At 42.4% G+C, this 17,635-nt stretch carries 26 protein-coding genes and 1 tRNA gene; 26 read left to right on the forward strand and 1 reads right to left on the reverse strand.

The genetic code is table 11. The features are described 5' to 3' along the window. The 22 genes from AC58P7_RS01330 (at position 1) to AC58P7_RS01435 (ending at position 12,569) form a co-directional block, all read left to right on the forward strand. Entirely contained in the window at positions 1-765 is a 765-nt protein-coding gene (locus tag AC58P7_RS01330; protein ID WP_497339582.1) for an MBL fold metallo-hydrolase, read from the forward strand. Continuing rightward, on the forward strand, positions 762-1,376 hold the full coding sequence (locus tag AC58P7_RS01335) for a hypothetical protein (RefSeq protein WP_497339583.1): 615 nt from the start codon (positions 762-764) through the stop codon (positions 1,374-1,376). Before AC58P7_RS01330 ends, AC58P7_RS01335 begins: the two co-directional genes overlap by 4 nt. 14 nt (positions 1,377-1,390) lie before the next feature. Further along, on the forward strand, positions 1,391-2,257 hold the full coding sequence (locus tag AC58P7_RS01340) for a replication protein (protein WP_497339584.1): 867 nt from the start codon (positions 1,391-1,393) through the stop codon (positions 2,255-2,257). Next, positions 2,244-2,540 carry a replicative helicase loader/inhibitor gene (locus AC58P7_RS01345; RefSeq protein ID WP_497339585.1) on the forward strand — a complete coding sequence of 99 codons (297 nt, stop codon included), beginning with the start codon at positions 2,244-2,246 and terminating at the stop codon, positions 2,538-2,540. Before AC58P7_RS01340 ends, AC58P7_RS01345 begins: the two co-directional genes overlap by 14 nt. Continuing rightward, on the forward strand, positions 2,524-3,876 hold the full coding sequence (locus AC58P7_RS01350; RefSeq protein ID WP_497339586.1) for a replicative DNA helicase: 1,353 nt from the start codon (positions 2,524-2,526) through the stop codon (positions 3,874-3,876). The genes AC58P7_RS01345 and AC58P7_RS01350 overlap by 17 nt, the downstream gene beginning before the upstream one ends. Positions 3,877-3,879: 3 nt before the next feature. Further along, positions 3,880-4,257: a hypothetical protein gene (locus tag AC58P7_RS01355; RefSeq protein ID WP_497339587.1), complete on the forward strand. Its 378-nt coding sequence runs from the start codon at positions 3,880-3,882 to the stop codon at positions 4,255-4,257. A gap of 13 nt (positions 4,258-4,270) precedes the next feature. After that, entirely contained in the window at positions 4,271-4,564 is a 294-nt protein-coding gene (locus AC58P7_RS01360) for a hypothetical protein (protein WP_497339588.1), read from the forward strand. Positions 4,565-4,863: 299 nt separating this feature from the next. Further along, positions 4,864-5,289 carry a hypothetical protein gene (locus AC58P7_RS01365; RefSeq protein WP_497339589.1) on the forward strand — a complete coding sequence of 142 codons (426 nt, stop codon included), beginning with the start codon at positions 4,864-4,866 and terminating at the stop codon, positions 5,287-5,289. Between the two features lie 160 nt (positions 5,290-5,449). Further along, a complete protein-coding gene (locus AC58P7_RS01370) occupies positions 5,450-6,031 on the forward strand; it encodes a DUF1064 domain-containing protein (RefSeq protein WP_497339590.1) in 582 nt (193 codons plus the stop codon). 332 nt (positions 6,032-6,363) lie between these two features. Further along, a complete protein-coding gene (locus AC58P7_RS01375) occupies positions 6,364-7,092 on the forward strand; it encodes a 2-methylcitrate dehydratase (protein WP_497339592.1) in 729 nt (242 codons plus the stop codon). Between the two features lie 49 nt (positions 7,093-7,141). After that, positions 7,142-7,447: a DNA-entry nuclease gene (locus AC58P7_RS01380; RefSeq protein WP_497339593.1), complete on the forward strand. Its 306-nt coding sequence runs from the start codon at positions 7,142-7,144 to the stop codon at positions 7,445-7,447. Between the two features lie 3 nt (positions 7,448-7,450). Continuing rightward, complete coding sequence (locus AC58P7_RS01385; protein WP_497339594.1) at positions 7,451-7,855, forward strand: YopX family protein; 405 nt, start codon at positions 7,451-7,453, stop codon at positions 7,853-7,855. A gap of 2 nt (positions 7,856-7,857) precedes the next feature. Next, complete coding sequence (locus AC58P7_RS01390) at positions 7,858-8,037, forward strand: hypothetical protein (protein WP_497339596.1); 180 nt, start codon at positions 7,858-7,860, stop codon at positions 8,035-8,037. Beyond that, positions 8,034-8,240, forward strand: a complete 207-nt coding sequence (locus tag AC58P7_RS01395; protein ID WP_497339597.1) for a hypothetical protein — start codon at positions 8,034-8,036, stop codon at positions 8,238-8,240. Before AC58P7_RS01390 ends, AC58P7_RS01395 begins: the two co-directional genes overlap by 4 nt. 2 nt (positions 8,241-8,242) lie before the next feature. Next, positions 8,243-8,605, forward strand: a complete 363-nt coding sequence (locus AC58P7_RS01400) for a hypothetical protein (protein ID WP_497339599.1) — start codon at positions 8,243-8,245, stop codon at positions 8,603-8,605. A gap of 35 nt (positions 8,606-8,640) precedes the next feature. Continuing rightward, entirely contained in the window at positions 8,641-9,294 is a 654-nt protein-coding gene (locus AC58P7_RS01405) for a dUTP diphosphatase (RefSeq protein ID WP_497339600.1), read from the forward strand. 2 nt (positions 9,295-9,296) lie between these two features. After that, on the forward strand, positions 9,297-9,749 hold the full coding sequence (locus AC58P7_RS01410) for a hypothetical protein (protein WP_497339601.1): 453 nt from the start codon (positions 9,297-9,299) through the stop codon (positions 9,747-9,749). A gap of 31 nt (positions 9,750-9,780) precedes the next feature. Then, on the forward strand, positions 9,781-10,185 hold the full coding sequence (locus AC58P7_RS01415) for a hypothetical protein (RefSeq protein WP_497339602.1): 405 nt from the start codon (positions 9,781-9,783) through the stop codon (positions 10,183-10,185). Between the two features lie 30 nt (positions 10,186-10,215). Next, entirely contained in the window at positions 10,216-10,368 is a 153-nt protein-coding gene (locus AC58P7_RS01420) for a hypothetical protein (RefSeq protein WP_497339603.1), read from the forward strand. A gap of 892 nt (positions 10,369-11,260) precedes the next feature. Then, positions 11,261-11,716 carry a hypothetical protein gene (locus AC58P7_RS01425; protein ID WP_497339604.1) on the forward strand — a complete coding sequence of 152 codons (456 nt, stop codon included), beginning with the start codon at positions 11,261-11,263 and terminating at the stop codon, positions 11,714-11,716. Positions 11,717-11,807: 91 nt separating this feature from the next. Then, positions 11,808-12,305, forward strand: a complete 498-nt coding sequence (locus AC58P7_RS01430; RefSeq protein WP_497339606.1) for an ArpU family phage packaging/lysis transcriptional regulator — start codon at positions 11,808-11,810, stop codon at positions 12,303-12,305. An 87-nt stretch (positions 12,306-12,392) separates the two neighbouring features. Next, positions 12,393-12,569: a hypothetical protein gene (locus AC58P7_RS01435; RefSeq protein WP_497339607.1), complete on the forward strand. Its 177-nt coding sequence runs from the start codon at positions 12,393-12,395 to the stop codon at positions 12,567-12,569. A gap of 41 nt (positions 12,570-12,610) precedes the next feature. Here AC58P7_RS01435 and AC58P7_RS01440 read toward each other — a convergent pair. Continuing rightward, positions 12,611-12,683, reverse strand: a tRNA-Ala gene (locus AC58P7_RS01440). Positions 12,684-12,811: 128 nt separating this feature from the next. On the opposite strand from AC58P7_RS01440, the gene AC58P7_RS01445 reads away from it, so the two are divergent. The 4 genes from AC58P7_RS01445 to AC58P7_RS01460 all read left to right on the forward strand — a co-directional run bounded on the left by AC58P7_RS01445 (position 12,812) and on the right by AC58P7_RS01460 (position 17,625). Beyond that, positions 12,812-14,518, forward strand: coding sequence for a recombinase family protein (locus AC58P7_RS01445; RefSeq protein WP_497339609.1), 1,707 nt, complete (start codon positions 12,812-12,814; stop codon positions 14,516-14,518). Between the two features lie 221 nt (positions 14,519-14,739). After that, on the forward strand, positions 14,740-15,027 hold the full coding sequence (locus tag AC58P7_RS01450; RefSeq protein ID WP_497339610.1) for a hypothetical protein: 288 nt from the start codon (positions 14,740-14,742) through the stop codon (positions 15,025-15,027). 19 nt (positions 15,028-15,046) lie between these two features. Continuing rightward, positions 15,047-15,565 (forward strand): VanZ family protein, encoded by a 519-nt coding sequence (locus tag AC58P7_RS01455; RefSeq protein WP_497339611.1) that lies wholly within the window; start codon positions 15,047-15,049, stop codon positions 15,563-15,565. A gap of 242 nt (positions 15,566-15,807) precedes the next feature. Beyond that, positions 15,808-17,625, forward strand: a complete 1,818-nt coding sequence (locus AC58P7_RS01460) for an ABC transporter substrate-binding protein (protein ID WP_497339612.1) — start codon at positions 15,808-15,810, stop codon at positions 17,623-17,625. Positions 17,626-17,635: the final 10 nt, after the last annotated feature.

Below are 17,635 nucleotides of genomic sequence, written 5' to 3' on the forward strand. Positions count from 1 at the left end.
GTGAAGGTTACCATCATTGCCTCAGGCTCAGACGGGAATTGCGTGCACATCCAAAGTGGTAATTCAGGCGTTCTAATCGATGCTGGCAAGTGGAAAAGGGATATAGAAAAACGGTTGAATGAGAAAGGAATCAACCCAGTAACAGACATTCAAGCCATATGCATTACGCATTCCCATTCTGATCATATTCGCGGATTGACACTTGCGAATAAATACAGCTACCCAGTGTACGCGACTGAAGGCGAATGGCGCGGTATATCGGGAGTGAATGATGATTTGAAGCACACATTGTCTAGCACATACGGAAAATACGAAACAATTGAACTTGGTGATTTACACATTTATCCCTTTCCAACTTACCATGATGCACATGAGCCAGTCGGATATGCAATAGAGGATGACGTTGGAAATCGATGCTGCGTAGTGTTCGATACAGGCAAGATTGACGAGGATATGCTCCATATGATGGAAGGCAACATCTACATTGTAGAGGCCAATCATGATGAGGATCTACTGGTAAATGGTGATTACTCCGACATCTTGAAAGCAAGGATACTGAGTGAAGATCGGGGCCACTTATCCAATACTCAGACAGCTGCAGCACTGAAAGAGTTAATACAGGGCAAGCAAGAACGAATCATACTCACCCACTTATCCAGCAGCAACAACACTCCAATGCATGCTCGGGCTGAAGTCATGAGGGCGCTGCGGGAAAAGGGATTTAAGGAAGGCGAACACTATCACTTGGAGGTGGTCAGCGAATGAAAGCAATAATTAAAAATTGGAAACATGATAATTGGTACACAGGAAAGCTCGGAGCAAGTCATTTCGTCGAACCGTCTGGTGATGGATATTATACAGTGATCGGAAAAGGTCCTGATGCAGGTAAAACAATATCCGTTAACCACTGTGACATTTCGATTGGTGGTTATGAAATGGGCAAAATGGTCAGGAAGTTGGATGAACTTATTGCTGAGAAGAATTTACTTCTACAACAAATCGAGCATGAGGTCGAAAGACAGAAACCAGTATTAATTCCTTTGGAAGTAGCAGATGCAATTGAATATTTCCGTTATAGCCATAGCTACTGTAGTCTCGTATCGCGAATGTTGCAACCGATTGAGCTGGAAGATATTCCGCCCACAGTTGTCCTCAAGACGTTCATTAAGAACAATGGCGGCAGATTCTTAGAGGCACTCGTCAATGGCTACACAGTCGAAACGGTTGAAAACAAGATCAAAGCAGCAATCAAGGATGTGCGTGATGAATGGTCAAAACTCGAATTTAATGATTCCAATGAGTCGGCAGTTTGTTTTGATAAAATGGTTTTCAATCGAGTAACCCAAATCATCCGCGAGGATCAAGCAGCACAGTGAGAAGGTGATCCGCCTTGTCAAATCTCAAAGACAAATACACCAGGGTCGCCAATAACATCCTAGATGCCATGATGAAGACTAAATTTTCTCCTACACAGTATCGAATCATTCACGCTGTTTGGCGATACACATACGGATACCAGCGAAAGGATCATGAATTTGGTTTAGCTTTCCTTGAAGAATTGACCGAACTTGATCCAAGACAACTCAGAAGAGACTTAAAAAGTTTAATCGATGCAAGTGTATTAATAGTTACTCAGCAGCCTACGAACAAAGCACCAAGAAAAATAGGCTTCAATAAATACGTTGATCTGTGGCGAATAGATGGGAGTGTGAAAAAAATGGAGAGGACAGAATTACCCCCTCAAGATTTGTTTGGAGAGGACATGGACACCCACTCTAGAGAGGACAATAGTACCCACTCTGGAGAGGACAACAGCACCCCCCATATAAAGAAAGATTTAAAGAAAGATATTAAAGAAATAATAAATAGTCGTTTTAATGAATTCTGGAACTACTACCCAAAGAAAGTAGGAAAGAAAGACGCATTAAGACACTTTGAACGTTTGCATAAAGATAAAAAATTCAGCTTTGATGATTTTATCCTTGGAACAAAGAATTACGTTAATTACTGCAAGACAGCTAAGCGTTTCTACAAAGATGCTTCATCCTATGTTAACCAAGAAACATACAAAGACTTTTTAGAAATACCAGCGGAGATGCCTGATCAACAACACTTACCTTTTCCAAGCCAAGGTAAATCAGACCGTAACCGTCAACTCTTAAAAGAAATGATGGAGGAGGCGCACGATGAACAAGGCTCAGACAGCGCAGTTACTTTTACTGGTAACCACAGCTTACCGGAACGTGGAACTGAGTAAAGAAGAAGCAGCTCTCTGGCATAGCATGCTGCAGGATATGGATTTTGGTAAAGCTCAACAGAATCTAGCCAACCATATTAAGACCAATCGCTTCCCTCCAACCATTGCCGACATCCGATGTGAAGATGTTAATCAATTCGTAAATTATGAACATTTGCGCCAAGAAACCCAAGTGCTCCTCCAAGCACAAGAGGAAGGTTTTAAAAAAGCCATTGATTGCCCGCCGCATCTACGCACCTTGTTTTTAGCGGAAGGAGTTGATAAAGATGTCGACAACGTTTGAGCTGCCACATGATTTGGATGCAGAAAGATTTGCTCTAGGCAGTATTCTTCAGAAGCCCGAACTGATCTCTGAATGTAATTTAGAGGCAAATGATTTCTATGATGATTACGATCCTAGAAACAAGCTAATTATGCAGTACCTTATTTACTTGAACGAAAACAATATCCCTATTGATCCACTATCAATTGCTAAGCAAGCAGGAAACCGCATCGAAAAAATTGGTGGATTCGATTACCTAGTTCAACTTAAAGATGCTGTCCCGAGCATATCGAATTTCTCTTACTACCAAAGTGTTGTGAAGAATCTGTCAGACACACGAACAGCTATCCTTGTATTAAAGGAAAAGACAGAAGCAGGATTTGCAGCCGACAATGCAGCCGAGTATATTGCTGATGCTGTTCAATCCTTAGAAGGGTTACTTAACAAGACTCAAGTTGATCGTGAAATGGTTAAGCTTGGATCGGTATTAAAAGACCATGAGGAAGAAATAGCAAAACGTAGGGAGAGCAAAGGTGTTACAGGGGTAAAGACGGCAGGCAAGGACCTGGATGCATTAACCGGAGGTCATCAAAAGCAAGACCTAATTATCGTGGCAGCTCGCCCATCTATCGGCAAAACTGCTTTCCTTATCAATGATGCAATATCCGGTCAGGATCACGCGCAAGAGAATAAACATGAAGGTTCAGCTGCCGTGATATTCAGTTTAGAGATGCCAAGTAAAAAGATTGCTGAGCGTGCTGTGTGTTCCTTGGGCGCCTTAGACGGTCGAAAAGTTAAGTCTGGTCAGATGGATGAAGGTGATTGGAAAAAATGGCATATGGGCTTGTGGAAGCTTAACAGCCTTAATATCTTCATCGATGATACACCAGGTCTTGCTTTGCATCACATCGAGAGAAAGATAAAGAAATTGAAAGAGAAATTTCCAAATCTTATCGTGTATATTGACTTCCTCCAACTGATTAACCCTGGAAAGAAATTCGTCAAAAATGATGATGGGATTAAATTTGTATCTCAGGGATTGAAGCAAATAGCTAGAAATTATGATATTCCGGTAGTCGCAATTTCCGCGGTTGGACGTCAATGTGAGCAACGCCAGGACAAACGGCCGATGATGTCGGACCTTCGAGAATCAGGCTCCATTGAATCTGATGCTGACGTTATTATCTTCCTGTATCGGGATGATTACTATAACCCGAATGCTGAGAAGAAAAACATTATTGAGCTCATCATTGCTAAAGGTCGAGATGTTGGAACTGGTGTTGTTGAAATGATTTATGTCCGATCCACTAGTCGCTTTATTAATATCGATAGAAGTCATCAAGATAAGGCGATCTAATACATGGCGAAAACAAATCAGGTTACCAATGATGCCGAACGTGATGAAATGCAAAGTAGAATTATTAAAGCCTCGGTGCTTATCGCGGATCCATTACTTGAACCAGCTGAAAAAGCCCGTTACATACTGGCTTACGATGAGATGGTATCGATCATGAAAGGCTACGACCGCGCTGAGTATTGTAAGAAATACCCCGGCGTCCGCGCTATCTACGAACAACTAGGCTGGGTAGTAGGAGTAGGAAAAACCGAACCACGGGATACGACTGCCCCTAATGTGATTAAAAGTACCGAAGTCGTTAGTAAAAGTGACGGAGAAACACAAAACGAGCCTGCCGCAACAGAAACCAATGATTACACTAGCGCTGCGGAGTGGCTATAGGAAGGAGTAACCCATGCAATCCATTATCATAACACTCAACAACTCAGAGACAGGACATGACGAAGAGAAAGCGCGAAGGAAGACACTCGAAGCACTGGACGATCTCATCTCTGAATTATGTGTTCAGCCGGTTAACAAAGAAGCGATGCTCGCAGCATACTTGGCCGCAGGACAGGGAATTGTCAGTATGCTTCGGGCAGCTGGCAAGGAGACATTGGTTAGTGAAGATGTGAGTTTGTATGTCGATGAGTTCATCCGTAAATGTAATGAGAGTCATATCGAAAAGCTTCGAGGTCATGGACGATGATCCACACTCACTATCGCTCTAAATGCCCAAAATGCTCTCATCCTAACGTTATTGAAATCCCGGCCGAAGAGAAGCGAAAGACGATGAGCATTACCTGCAGATATGCGGACCCAAAGACAGGTAATTCACTCTGCGGCGCTCATTACACGGTTCGAGTTGATCAGACTGAAACTTTCACTCTGGTCCAGCACAAAGCCAAACACTACATGAACAGCGCAGAACGTGATGCATTTATAGTCGCACTAGCCCTGGCAACAGAGTTCCCAGCTGCAATGTCCAAGATTCCCACGATGCCTCAGATGTCTACATATGCATTCGAACAGGCTAGAGAGTGGATAGCATTCGGAGCCCATGAGTGGGTTAAAGATAAGGACCTGAAGACAACAGCGACGGTTTACCGAGAAAGCCAAGTTTACAAATTCGGCTTAATGCATAAGAACGATGCACAAAAGATTGTCCGGAAGAACGCTGCTCTTGATGCTCAGATGCGGAATGAGATTGTGCAAGAAGAAGTGGACATAGTTCTCAACTTGGCGCTTGCAACGATGCAATTTGCTTGTAAAGAGTGCGACGGATCACCGGAGTTAAACGGTGGATGTCCAGTTAAGAGTGCTCTCGATAAGCTGGCTGTTCCGCCTTATGAAGCTGTGGACGCCTGCCATTACGCTTACTCAGGGCTTACAGATGATGAGATAGCCGAACGGACGGCGGTGAAAGCAGAGTGAAGTGGAAGCAAGCCAAGCTCTATCAATTAGTGGATATAGCATATGTCGATTCTGGTTGCAGTGTTGAGCACAAGCTGGCGGCCCTGAATGAAATTCGACGGCGCCAGCAATCGCAGTCTCACACCAAGACAACTCAAACAAAGATTCGGAGGAAACGAGTATGAGATTCGGGGCTAAAAAGAAAGTTGAAAGCGAACAGCCAAAGAACAAATACAACGCTAATAACGCCATATTAACGATCGCCACTGGTTCACTGGTCAAGGTGACAAAGGAGCAGTTCAAGAAATTCAAAGAAACAGCATACGACGAAACGCTTCATGTCCTCTTCGATTCTTATTTGGAAGGTAGATATTACCTTGACGAGTTGCTGCCATTGATCAAGGAAAGATCAATCATCGTTGAGATGCAACCCAAATTCACTCTAATTCCCAAATTCGAAAAAGAGGGTATCAAGCACCAGGCAGTAACTTACACACCAGATTTTAAAGTGACGTATTTCAGTGGAAAAACGATCTTCATTGATGTTAAGGGAGCTGAAGATCAGAAATTCCCTATTAAGAGGAAGCAGTTTGATTACAATTTCCCTGAGTTCCCGCCCTTGGTTGTCATGAAATATGTGAAGAAATTCGGCGGATGGATCACCATAGAGGAATATGACAAGCAGAAGCGCGCGGAGAACAAGCAAAAGAAGATTCTGGAAGCTGAGTGGAATGGGCAGCCGAGGGGCGAGGGTCCGAAGTGAAGCGTCATATAGCACCACGAAAAATTAAAAATTGCTGTCTTATATGCAGAAAACCGATCTTGAAAGGTCACATTTATTACACCAAGCGGAAAGTTTATGAATGCGGGAACGAAATTATTGGTGTGACTAAGCATTTCTGCGCTCGTTGCACTTACGAAAAACAAGACAGCGAAGAACGGTACGAGCGCTTCAAGCTAAATTGTCACCATCCATTAACGCACGAAGTTTGGAGTTACATTCCGGGCGAATATGTGATGCAACCAGACCATGATGAATGTCTTATTTGTGGCAAGTGGTTATAAAAAATAAACCAAAAGGATGAGTGATGAAATATGTTTGCAAACCTTAAAGCTAAGCTTTTGAAAGTGGATCTTCGTAAGGATGGCAAGAAGGTATTTGTCTTTGAAACAAATGTAAGGATGAGCGCAGGTGAACTTGAAGCTATTTGTGAGATGATCGATCAGGATGTTGCTCTTGGACTCGATTCTCAAGTGATTAGCTACAGTGTTCGTAAAAATGCAAAGACCGATGAACCAATCATCAGCTACAAAGTCAGTGATTCAGGTGTAGTTGAAGAGGTTAAAATCGAAGGTTCTCAGACAGAACTTGATCTTGGTTTGCCAGCAGAGAAACCAGTTATCAAAGAAGAAACAGCCGAAATTACACGCGATATTGTTGATGAATTCATCTTATCAGGACTAGCACCGCGTCAAGGTGATTACAACTTTGAATTGATCGTCAAAAGGCATGCTGATGGGGAATCGTACATGCGAATTGCATCAAGCTTGGATTTGAGTAGTGGTAAACTTGCTGAGCTACTTGAAGATTACTATGGAAAAATTGCTCCATTAGCTGCCAAGTGGGATGAATGGAGACAAGGTCAACAAAAGGTAGTTGATCAAGTAATTGCTCAAGCGTCTGGCCAAAAGAATGAAAAAGAAGCGAATTCGGAAGAAAGCGAAGGAGATGGCGTGAAGAACTCTGACATCTCCGAAGATGATCCAGATGCACCTATAAAAGTTGAAAAAGACGACGACGAAGACAGTAACGAGAAATGGTAATCAGTCGATGCCCCTGCGCTGCGGGGGCTCCTATAAAGGAGTGAGTGAAATGTTTGTGCGTGAGTTAGATGAGGATGAAATAAAAGACGGGATAACCTATAACAAGTGTGGCCGCATGGAATATCATCCTGACTTTCATCCGAATCATGGTAAGCCTTTTACAAAGTCCGACCTTATTTATATGTGCAAATATTATGAAATTGATGGACTTAGGAGTGTATCTTTTGCAATCGGGAAGACCGAACACACCTGTTCGACTAAGGTTCATATGCTCAGAAAAACAGGTGACTTCGATCGATACAAAAACACAAGTGATGAAGAGTGGCAAAAATGTTGGATTGATGTGGAGGGCTAACCTATGAGAGAGATTAAGTTTCGAGGGATGGACATAGATGGAAGATGGTTCTATGGAAACCTTGCTGTCTTGACGGAAAACGCCAGACATCTTAAGAAAGGCCACTATATTTCTAACGCGGTAGGGATGCCATTTGCATATCAGGTAAGACCTGAAACGGTCAGTCAATTCACAGGTCTTAATGACAAGCGTAATCGGGAGATATACGAAGGAGATATTTTAAAAGTTCCTGATTGGTACGATCTTCCCGAAAATACATCAATGACATATAACAATCAAATTGTAGATTTTTATGGATGTTCTTTTCGTTTAGATAAGACGCCAATGTATGAAGACACCGATTATATTGCAGAAGAATGCGAAATCATTGGAAACATCCACCAAAACCCCGAACTCTTGGAGGGCTAACCATGTGGGACCTATTCAATCAGCACTCAAGCGCGTCGTCGGAAATGATGTACTGGAGATGGGCAGAATTTCATCCGTATTTATATACCTTGATCAGAGTCAGCCAGCCGACGCTTGTGGCTGTGATAGCAGTAATTGGCGCGAGGATCGTAGGTCGATTGTTTAGAGGTAAAACAAGATGAACAAACCTGCCGTCGAGATTAATCTCCTTCCTCAGATTACAGTCAACAGGCGAACGTACAGAGCTAGTAACTTTACTAGGAACAAAGGCAAGAAGTGGGCAGAGGTCGATATTTGGGTTGAAGACAAGGGCTGGCAGGCGGTGCACAATTACGATCAGATCACTATGGTGGCTAGGCTGCTGTGGGATCAGAGGGAGGGTTGAAGATGGGAGTTAATATGGAACAGCTACATACGTTGTTCATTTCCGGCATGCGGATTGCGGATATTGCTGATCAAGTCGGACTCACTCTTGATAGCTGTCAAACCTATATAAGCAACGAGCGTAAGAAGGACCCATTCGCATGGCCGAAGCGCAAAGGGACTCGCGACGAACAAAGCGCAGAGCAAACCAAAGTATACATGCACCTTTATGAATGTACCGACTGCTTCTGTACTTTTTCAGTCGAAGATTACGAAGGCATTGATCAATCTGCAGTCGAGTGCCCTCACTGCCACAATGCTGAATTAATTGAGGACGCGGGATACGGTTATTTTGTGAAGACAAAAGAAGCAGAGATCAGTAATTGACGTGATCATACCAACGAGGAAGGTTGTGAAATTGAATGAACTTAACTAAATTATTCGAGATGCAAAAGGTATTGGATGCAAAGATCATCGAGGAAAAAGGATTGCAGGACATGGATAGGCTGCCTTACTTGATTCTGGCGCTTCAGGTTGAGCTCGGGGAATGTGCGAATGAATGGCGAGGGTTTAAGTACTGGAGTAAGGATAGGGCTCCGAGAACGAGTGAGCACATGTTAAAAAAGGAATTCCAACACTTACACATTACACAAACTGGCGCTTATGAATTCCAGTTAAGAGATGGATTTGGAAAAGTTGTTTTTGATGATGTAACAGATGATCACCACGACCATAAGAATCCACTCCTAGAAGAGTACGTTGACTGCCTGCACTTCTTCTTGTCTCTTGGAATAGTAACGTGGCATGAACCGGAAGAGATTGAACCGAAAGTTTGCACAGGTGGAGTGTTACAACAGTTTTTATCCCTTAATAAACAAGTTGGAATGATGAATTTTGCATACATGGTGGATCAATCAGGAAACTTCACTACACACAACTTTTATGATAAATACGATTTTGGATTAAGTATATTTCTAGGATTAGGCGAAATGCTCGGATTCACTTGGGAGCAGATCGAGAAAGCATATATGGACAAAAATGCAGTCAACCATGAGCGGCAAGCTACTGGATACTAATTATGGCCAAACTTAAATTCCTACCGCTGGAGGCCATAATTTACGAAGGAATAAAAGCAGGGAAGACGCTTCCGCAAATCACAAGTGAACTGGATCCTAAGTACTCGCGTAACGTTTCCGGGAGAAAGAATTGGCTGATTAACCAAGGCGCTGTGATTCGAACAGGTAGCAAAATGAGATCCACTTATACCGTTGTCGATGTTAGCTACGAGGTTGTTCCAACTAGGAAGGCGTCTAAGGAAACAATGCAAGCTATGAGCCCTGATTTGCTTCTGAAGGAAATGTGCGCAACTAAGTTAACCGACAAACAAATGCAAATCTTCGAGGAGAATAGGGATTCGATGGGGCGAACTGCATTGGCTAAGGAAATGGGAATCAGCAAGCTGCAGCTGAATCATGTGATGAATGGAATGACTTATAAGAAGAAGATGTCTGGTAAGAAGTTGGATACTTAATGAATATTAAAGATCTTGGGAGGTTTTGACAATGAATGTAAAAGCACCAGTAAAAGCAACTATCCAATTATCCTTACTTGATGATGAAGCAATGCTCAGCTACGAGGACGCGCATTATACCTTAACTGCTGCGGATCTAAGAGAAAGAGTGGCTGACGGTGAATACAGAGGAGGGGCAATAACTTGGTACGTTGCTACCCCGAGACGTTGGACGCCAGATCCTAAACGAATGGTTGAACAATATATCGAAAATGAGTACGACAACGGTATGTACGAGGGTTGGGACGAGCGCGCATTCGATTGTTTGAAGCCAGAGCACTACCAACAGATTCAAGCTATTTTGGATGAAGCATTTAAAGGCGACCACGCGACAGTATATTGGATGCTTGATGGTCCAGAGGTAGAAATCGACGTTTTGCCGACGAACACCGACTGAATAATTAAATACATGGGGTGATAGTTCTTGTTGGAAAAAGTTAAGATAATTTGGTTAGCTGACGGTAAGCGTAATGAGCGAGTTTTTGATTCCCGAGAAGAAGCTGAACCGCTTATGAAAGAACTAAACGATAAAGGTGCACTATGGGTTTTGACGGACAAGTTTGAATACAGAAGATCATAAGGAGGAACCCATGCTAACAGAATCAGAACTAGCTGAAATTAAACACAAGCTAGAAGAGATAAAACAATACGATGACTCTTATTGGTTGCGTTACTTACAGGAAAGAACCATCTTCGATACAGACAACATTAATGCCCAGAAGGTTTGGTTAATAGATACGTTGGAACACTTACTCAGGTCACATGGAGGTCGAAGTGTGTGATTGTGAAGTGTCATTATTGCGGCAAAAAGTTCAATCATTATGGTTTATGGAGCAAGTTTTTATGGTGCAATAATAACTGTCAAAAAGCAGATAAAAAGAAGCATAAATGATGAACACCGACTGAATATCGAGGATCTTGGGAGGGTATATGGACACTCTGTATAAATGCATCGAATGTGAACAAACAGAAATTGTACTTGCCGGCGATCCAATAATTGATGGAAGAGTGTGTAAAGGATGCTCTGGTATGCTCTCGCCTATTGGATTCATCGGAATAGATTTATCAAACGGTAAAGATTTCTCGGTAGAGCGAAAAGTAAGAATCGACTGAATATTGGGATACAAGACGAACGCAGAACAAATAGCCACTCTTAAAGCGGCTAAGGTGCTGATTTAATCTCTATTAACACAGAATTTTTGTTTTTATGTTCCATATTCTGTAGAAGTTCGATTAGCTTTATTGCAGCGATCCATTGTCTCTGTTCAACACAAGCCTGGATTATCTCAATAAGTTCCTGCTGAGTTGCCATTTGATACTGTTTCGTCATGATGAACAGTCTTCGCCTCCTTTTAAATCCATTTATATCCATTGTTCAAAGGCTCTATGCTAAAACGTAGTAAAGAATTCATTAGAAATTCATTAGAAATAACCATTGTCTTGAATATTAAGGAACATGGGAGGTTAATACGATGAAATTCAGGAAAAAGCCAGTTGTGATTGAAGCAATAACTTTTAGTGAGTTTGTTGAGTACGGAAAAAATAATGGCGGGAATATAGTCAATGGATTTCCGTGGTCATTCAAATACAACGGTCACCCAGTTACACATGAAAATGACGAATGTTACCTTATCCCCACGCTTGAAGGAATAATGCGTTTCACTCCGCAAGATATGCTTATTACAGGTGTTCAAGGTGAAATATACCCTTGTAAACTGGATATTTTCGAGAAGACGTATGAAACTGCTGACCCCATGATGGAAGCTGTAGACAAAGCAAAGCTGCTGCAATGGATCGATGAAAGAATCTTCGTTGCTTCAGAGCCTTATGACAATAATGATAAGCCCGAAAAGATAGCAGGCTGGAAAGCGGAAGTAAAAATACTGGAGAAGCTTAAAGCTGAGATTGAAGCTGGGGAGTTAAATTAAGCATCAGTCTGCCCATAAGGTAACTAAACATAGCACGATCATAAGTAAATGTAACGGAGAATAGCTCCCCAGCAAAGGAGTGACCCTTGAATTGGCACAGTTAAGTTTGGGTGATGACTTTCTGAAGGACATCGATAGAGAGTTGACGCAAAAGGCTGTTGAGAGATATTTGGCGGAGTACCGGATGTATAAGCACATTGTTTTTGAAGAGCGCGAGGCGACAATGACAGCAGCCTATGGCGATGGTGTTAGCGAGAGTCAGCGCTCTAATGTGACAACTGATCAAACAGCCAATATTGCGATTTACAATGTCGATGAGCCGGCCAGAAGGAAGAAGCACTGCGAGAGGTTAGAAGCGGCTGTTCGGAAGTTACCGAGGCTTGAGCGGTTCCTGATGGAGAAACGTTACTTGGCTGATGATGCGGATTATCTCACGGACTATCAAGTGTATTGTCATGAGTTTAGCCCGCCGATCGGTGAGACGTTCTATCGCAAAATCAGGAATAAGGCGTTTTATAAGATTGCGCTGGCGTTGGATATTGAAGTGTATAAGGCGAGTGTAGTGTTGGAGAAGAAGTCGAAGTCATAAGACGAGTTGTGTATCAAGTATAAATCTACAACGGGGAGGAGGTTTTTTATCCAAACTAATTCTAATGTCGTAACAAAGGGTGATGGAATGGACGAGGAAATCATAATTGGCAATGATAAATACAAATACAACCCAGAGCAAAATTCTGTCACCCGTTATAATAAAAAACACAAAATGTGGGTTACTGTTATTTTTAGTGAAATATCAGAAACAGAAGAACTTATTCAAATGCTGACATCTGAGTTTATAAAAAAGTTTCAATAACGAAAAAGTCCAACACGTCGAATGTGTTGGACTTTAATTTATGGAGTTAAGGGGGATCGAACCCCTGACCTCTTGCATGCCATGCAAGCGCGCTCCCAGCTGCGCCATAACCCCTTACTGGACTTGCTTTTGTATTATACAAAAAATAGAACGATAGCGCAACAAAGAAAATAAATTTGATTTATACATAGAAATTTATTAATCTCATAGTAGTGAAACTAGCTTAATCGGAGGTCGGAATGATGGCAGTTCGGAAAATGAAAAAAGATGTCGAGTTAACCAATTATAAGAAGCGAGTAGCATGCGTCTATAGAGTTTCAACTAAGGGTCAACTTAGCGGCGATGATATCCCATCACAGAGACGATCTTGCATGGATTTCATTGAATCCAGGGGTTGGATATTCGTGAAGGAGTATGTCGAAAAGGGAGTATCCGGATATAAGGTTAAAGCAGCTGATCGAGATGCAATTCAAGAAGCTAAGAGAGATGCTGAGAATGGAGAATTCGATATCCTTCTTTGCTTTATGTTCGACCGTCTTGGAAGAAAAGAGGACGAGACTCCATTTGTAGTCAAGTGGTTTGCTCAGCGAGTTGAAGTATGGTCGGTGATGGAAGGGCAACAGAAATTTACTGAGCATGTAGATGACCTCATGAACTATATTAGATTCTGGCAAGCTGGCGGGGAGAGCAAGAAAACCTCACAACGTGTAAGCAAGAATCATGAACAAATGGCAGAAGATGGACTGTTTACTGGCGGTAGAGCTGCGTATGGATACAAGTTAGTTCCTTCGGGGGTATTTAATAAAAAAGGCAAAGAGTTAATGCGTCGTGAAAAAGATGAAGAAACTAATCCCACAGCCAATCTGATTTATGATTTAGTTTACTCCATGGGATTTGGATCAAAAAAAATTGTGAAGCATCTAAATAGCCCTGAGGTAAATATACCGGGCCCAACAGGCGGGACATGGACGACAGGGGTTGTAAACTTCATACTCAAGAACCCTCTTTACAAGGGATACCCGGCACATGGTAAGAAGTCACAGGATGAAGAAGGTAATAGAGTAACAGTGCCTGAACAGGAATGGACTCTTCCGAAAGAAATAATCCCTGAATTAGTTACGGTGTCAGAGCATATGTGGGAAAGAGTGCAAGAGATTAGATCAGGAAGAAATCAAAAAAATACCAATAACCCTGATATTGAAAAAGTTAATATAACAAGCAGCCCTTTGCTTTTTGTTGGCCTAATAAAGTGCGGTCATTGCGGATCTCCGCTAACGACGACTTACAACTCAAAGAAATATGTGCTTGCTGATGGTACTGTCCAAAAATGGAGACAAGCAAAATACCGTTGTAGTGGTAAGGCAATGGGAAAAACTGATTGTAAAGGTCAAACGATATATTCCCAACCGAAGATTGAAGGAGCTGCTCTCGAGGAAATCGATAAGTTTCTTGAAAAGCTAGCGACAGTAGATATGACTGATCAGCTCAAGAATATGAAGAAAAAAACTAATAGCGATGAAGAACTTGAATATAAGAAATTGAATAAAACAGCAGAAGGTTTGAGGAAAGAACTTAAAACTCTAACGGATGAAGTGACGAAAAGTATCTTAGGGAAAAGTTCTTTTAAGCCAGAGTTGTTGAATAGCCTGATTGAACAAAAAGAGATGGAGCTGTCTTTGATTGAAGATCACATGTTGAGGTTAGAAAGGAAGGTCAAATCCAAGAAAATCGAACAAGTAGAAATGGAGAACTTCGTCAGTTATATCCCAGTCTGGAAAGAGCTATTTAGGGGCGCACCTCATGAAAAACAAAAAATGATGCTCCGCACAATTGTGGATTACATCATAGTTCACAGAGACCGTATTGAATTAAAAATAAAAATCAAAATAACGGACTTGATTCACTCCGTTGATGGGCAGTATAATAAGCTTACTCGCTCTCCCAGCTGAGCTAAGGCCCCGTGATGTCGCTTACAAGCGTCGACTTTTCGTATTATACATGAATATGCGGAGTGAGGCAATACCTGTATGACAGGATTTTTACAACACAAATCTTTCCATCCAGCAGTTTGTCGTTTCTGTAGCAAAGGAGGGCCAACCGTTGTTTTCATCCGCATTTTCATGCTAACCTAGAAGCATAAACTAGTTGATCGTTTGGGAGTGAAGATGAAGTGTCAAACGCAGTATTGTATTGGATATACTTGGGGATCGCTTTTGTGGTGCCATTTGTGATAGGTGTCCTCTTGATGCGGAAAACGAACCGTTTAGGGTTCTCATTTTGGATCACCACGGTTTTGAATTTTGTGCTGACTGGACTCGCAGCCTTTTGGTGGAAGTCGGTAACGACGGATCAGTTTCAAATGATGTTCGGGATGGCTTTTTATGGCGTATCCGCAGTGAATTTGATGGTCATTGAATTCTTTGCTTTGTTCAGCATTCGCAAAAAATTGAATCCGTAAGAGGAGGAGCCGTAAAGTTATGCCGAAGTTAACACGATCGAAGACGGTATTCTACGTGTTCCTAGTTGCAGCTATTCTATGGATGGCCTTCATCTATATGAAGTCTGCCGAGCCGTATCAACAGCAGAGCTTGAAGCCATACTTGGAATCGAAGTTTTCCAGTACGCAATTAAGGGAGCATTTCCCTCATATTGAATTCACCTATGATCATCAGGTGATTTCATGGCAGGATCCCATTAATGTCATTGAATTCTTCATAAGAAAAGCAGGGCACGTTAGCGAATACGCTGTACTTGCCCTGCTTTGGTCGATCGCTTTGCTAGCGAAGCCTGTTAGAATGTACATAGCTTTGTTCAGCTCCTTCCTGATTTCATTGCTATACGCAATGACGGATGAATGGCATCAGTCGTTCGTGAAGGATCGAACGGGTCACGGCATCGATGTAGTGGTTGATGGGGTAGGCATACTGGCCGCGCTCATTTTGATTCTAATTGTAGTTACGTTACGAAGAAGATTTAAATCCAGAAGAACAAGCTAGTCAGTAGCACGTAGACTTTTCTTTTTCTAACAGCTTTCCATTTCCAATGGTCACGGGATTGACTTTCCAAATCGTGCTGCTGCCACTCCATTAATTTCTCTGAGACATAGAGGTCAGTAGGTTGCATATGAGGGTCACTTTCCTTTCTTTTCCTGATACACTTAGTTTACGCTGGAATAAGGGGAACAAAAAGAGTATAATTCACTTCAATGATTTCCCCTTTTATGGAAAGGAAGTTGAAGATGCAGCTACTGACTCATTTTCTGGAGCTACGCGCGGGTTTTGAGCATGGTGTTGAGCATAAGCCGCAGCCCATTACTTTAGAAGAATTAGCAGATAGATTGTATTGCTCGACACGGAATGTGAAGATTTTATTAAAGAAAATGAGCGATCACAATTGGATTTCCTGGAAGCCTGGACGAGGCAGAGGGAATATTTCTGAGCTTACTTTTTTGGCCTCCGCAGAAGATATGATCTCGAAACAAGCGATGGCGCTTGCAAGTCGAGGTGATTATTTAGGTACGATTGAGCTGATTCATCAACTGGGTAAGGGAGAAGCGTTGCAAGACTCCTTTATCGAGTGGTTGTTCAGCTTTTTTGGTTACCGTGCGGTTGAACACGAGGAGCGTTTCAAGGATACACTGCGTATTCCTGTTTACAAATGGCTGGTAACATTGGATCCGGCGCACTGTTTTTTCGCATTTGATTATCATCTGGTGAGTCAAATTTTCGATACGCTTATTCGTTACAATTCGCAAACCAAGGTGATTGAGCCGCACTTAGCTCACTACTGGGAAATTAGCGAGGATGGCTTGCATTATACTTTTTATTTACGAAAAGGCGTATTGTTCCATCACGGCAGAGAAATGACAGCACACGATGTGAGTTATTCATTATCCCGATTGAAGAAGCTGGGGCAGGCTGCTACGCAAGGCTGGATGACAGAATGTATCGAGAGGATCACGGTGTTAAACCGAAGTGCAATTGCGATCGAACTGAGTCAGCCTAATAGGCTATTTCTTCAGCAGCTAGCGCATACGTCAATGGCCATTGTTCCGGAGGAGATTTGCCGTGATAATGAGTTGATTTTTGGGCGAATGCCGATTGGAACAGGGCCGTTCCGGCTGGAACGAAACGATGATTACATATGTAAGCTGCGTGCGTTTGATAATTATTTTGGTGTTAGGCCTCATATGGATCTCATCGAAATTTGGTTGCTGCCCTCAGATCTGAAAGAAGCGACACCAAGCTGGGATAAGGTTCAAGTGTTTCGCGGAGGATCAAATTCGCATAATCCCGTAGGTGCGATTGATAAAGAATCAGAATGGCATCAGATTGAACAGACGATTATGGGCTGTAGCTTGTTGACGTTTAATCGGAATAAAAGAGGTCCACAGGGCCATGCGAATTTCCGCAAAGCCGTTGATCTCGTCATTGATCGTGAGCGAATGATTGAAGAACTAGGCGGCTTCCGAGAAGCACCAGCGAGTAGTTTTTTACCAACGATGGATCCTCTAACCAGGGCGAGAACGGATATCTCTGAAGCGAAGCGACTGCTAGATGAAATGGGCTATCGGGGGGAAACCCTTCACATGTACGTCTATCGAAATAATAATGAAGATGCGATGTGGATTTGCCGCCAGTGTGTGCAGATTGGGATTCCCATTGAAATCACGATTCGGAGTGAGTCCGATATGATGCAGCTGGATACGATTGATGAAGCGGATCTTATTTTGTATCACATTTGCATGGAAAGCAATTATGACCTTCATATCATACAGACGTTGAAGCAAAGCAACAGTTATGTTCGGGCGCATTTGAATGTAGAGCGAGTGGCGTGGGTGGATTCTAAAATGGAGGGGATTCTAAGCAATCCTGGTATGAATGAGCGTATTGCGGATTTGCATGAATTGATTGATGAGCTGCAAGCGGAGAAATCGTTCTTGTTCGTTCTGCATCGATCACAACAAACGACGTATCATGACTCGATCAAAGGTGTAACAATCAATGACTTAGGATGGATTGATTTCCGGGAAATTTGGTTTACGCCAAGTGTGTGAGAAAAAGAAA

This window comes from Paenibacillus sp. J22FR5 (genome assembly GCF_059691975.1).

Coding starts and splice junctions, on each gene's coding strand:
- AC58P7_RS01365 (WP_497339589.1), top strand. CDS start 4,864: ATGTCTACATATGCATTCGAACAGGCTAGAGAGTGGATAGCATTCGGA.
- AC58P7_RS01375 (WP_497339592.1), top strand. CDS start 6,364: ATGTTTGCAAACCTTAAAGCTAAGCTTTTGAAAGTGGATCTTCGTAAG.
- AC58P7_RS01410 (WP_497339601.1), top strand. CDS start 9,297: ATGGCCAAACTTAAATTCCTACCGCTGGAGGCCATAATTTACGAAGGA.
- AC58P7_RS01390 (WP_497339596.1), top strand. CDS start 7,858: ATGTGGGACCTATTCAATCAGCACTCAAGCGCGTCGTCGGAAATGATG.
- AC58P7_RS01400 (WP_497339599.1), top strand. CDS start 8,243: ATGGGAGTTAATATGGAACAGCTACATACGTTGTTCATTTCCGGCATG.
- AC58P7_RS01425 (WP_497339604.1), top strand. CDS start 11,261: ATGAAATTCAGGAAAAAGCCAGTTGTGATTGAAGCAATAACTTTTAGT.
- AC58P7_RS01405 (WP_497339600.1), top strand. CDS start 8,641: ATGAACTTAACTAAATTATTCGAGATGCAAAAGGTATTGGATGCAAAG.
- AC58P7_RS01445 (WP_497339609.1), top strand. CDS start 12,812: ATGGCAGTTCGGAAAATGAAAAAAGATGTCGAGTTAACCAATTATAAG.
- AC58P7_RS01435 (WP_497339607.1), top strand. CDS start 12,393: ATGGACGAGGAAATCATAATTGGCAATGATAAATACAAATACAACCCA.
- AC58P7_RS01385 (WP_497339594.1), top strand. CDS start 7,451: ATGAGAGAGATTAAGTTTCGAGGGATGGACATAGATGGAAGATGGTTC.
- AC58P7_RS01415 (WP_497339602.1), top strand. CDS start 9,781: ATGAATGTAAAAGCACCAGTAAAAGCAACTATCCAATTATCCTTACTT.
- AC58P7_RS01335 (WP_497339583.1), top strand. CDS start 762: ATGAAAGCAATAATTAAAAATTGGAAACATGATAATTGGTACACAGGA.
- AC58P7_RS01460 (WP_497339612.1), top strand. CDS start 15,808: ATGCAGCTACTGACTCATTTTCTGGAGCTACGCGCGGGTTTTGAGCAT.
- AC58P7_RS01370 (WP_497339590.1), top strand. CDS start 5,450: ATGAGATTCGGGGCTAAAAAGAAAGTTGAAAGCGAACAGCCAAAGAAC.
- AC58P7_RS01360 (WP_497339588.1), top strand. CDS start 4,271: ATGCAATCCATTATCATAACACTCAACAACTCAGAGACAGGACATGAC.
- AC58P7_RS01350 (WP_497339586.1), top strand. CDS start 2,524: ATGTCGACAACGTTTGAGCTGCCACATGATTTGGATGCAGAAAGATTT.
- AC58P7_RS01395 (WP_497339597.1), top strand. CDS start 8,034: ATGAACAAACCTGCCGTCGAGATTAATCTCCTTCCTCAGATTACAGTC.
- AC58P7_RS01455 (WP_497339611.1), top strand. CDS start 15,047: ATGCCGAAGTTAACACGATCGAAGACGGTATTCTACGTGTTCCTAGTT.
- AC58P7_RS01380 (WP_497339593.1), top strand. CDS start 7,142: ATGTTTGTGCGTGAGTTAGATGAGGATGAAATAAAAGACGGGATAACC.
- AC58P7_RS01355 (WP_497339587.1), top strand. CDS start 3,880: ATGGCGAAAACAAATCAGGTTACCAATGATGCCGAACGTGATGAAATG.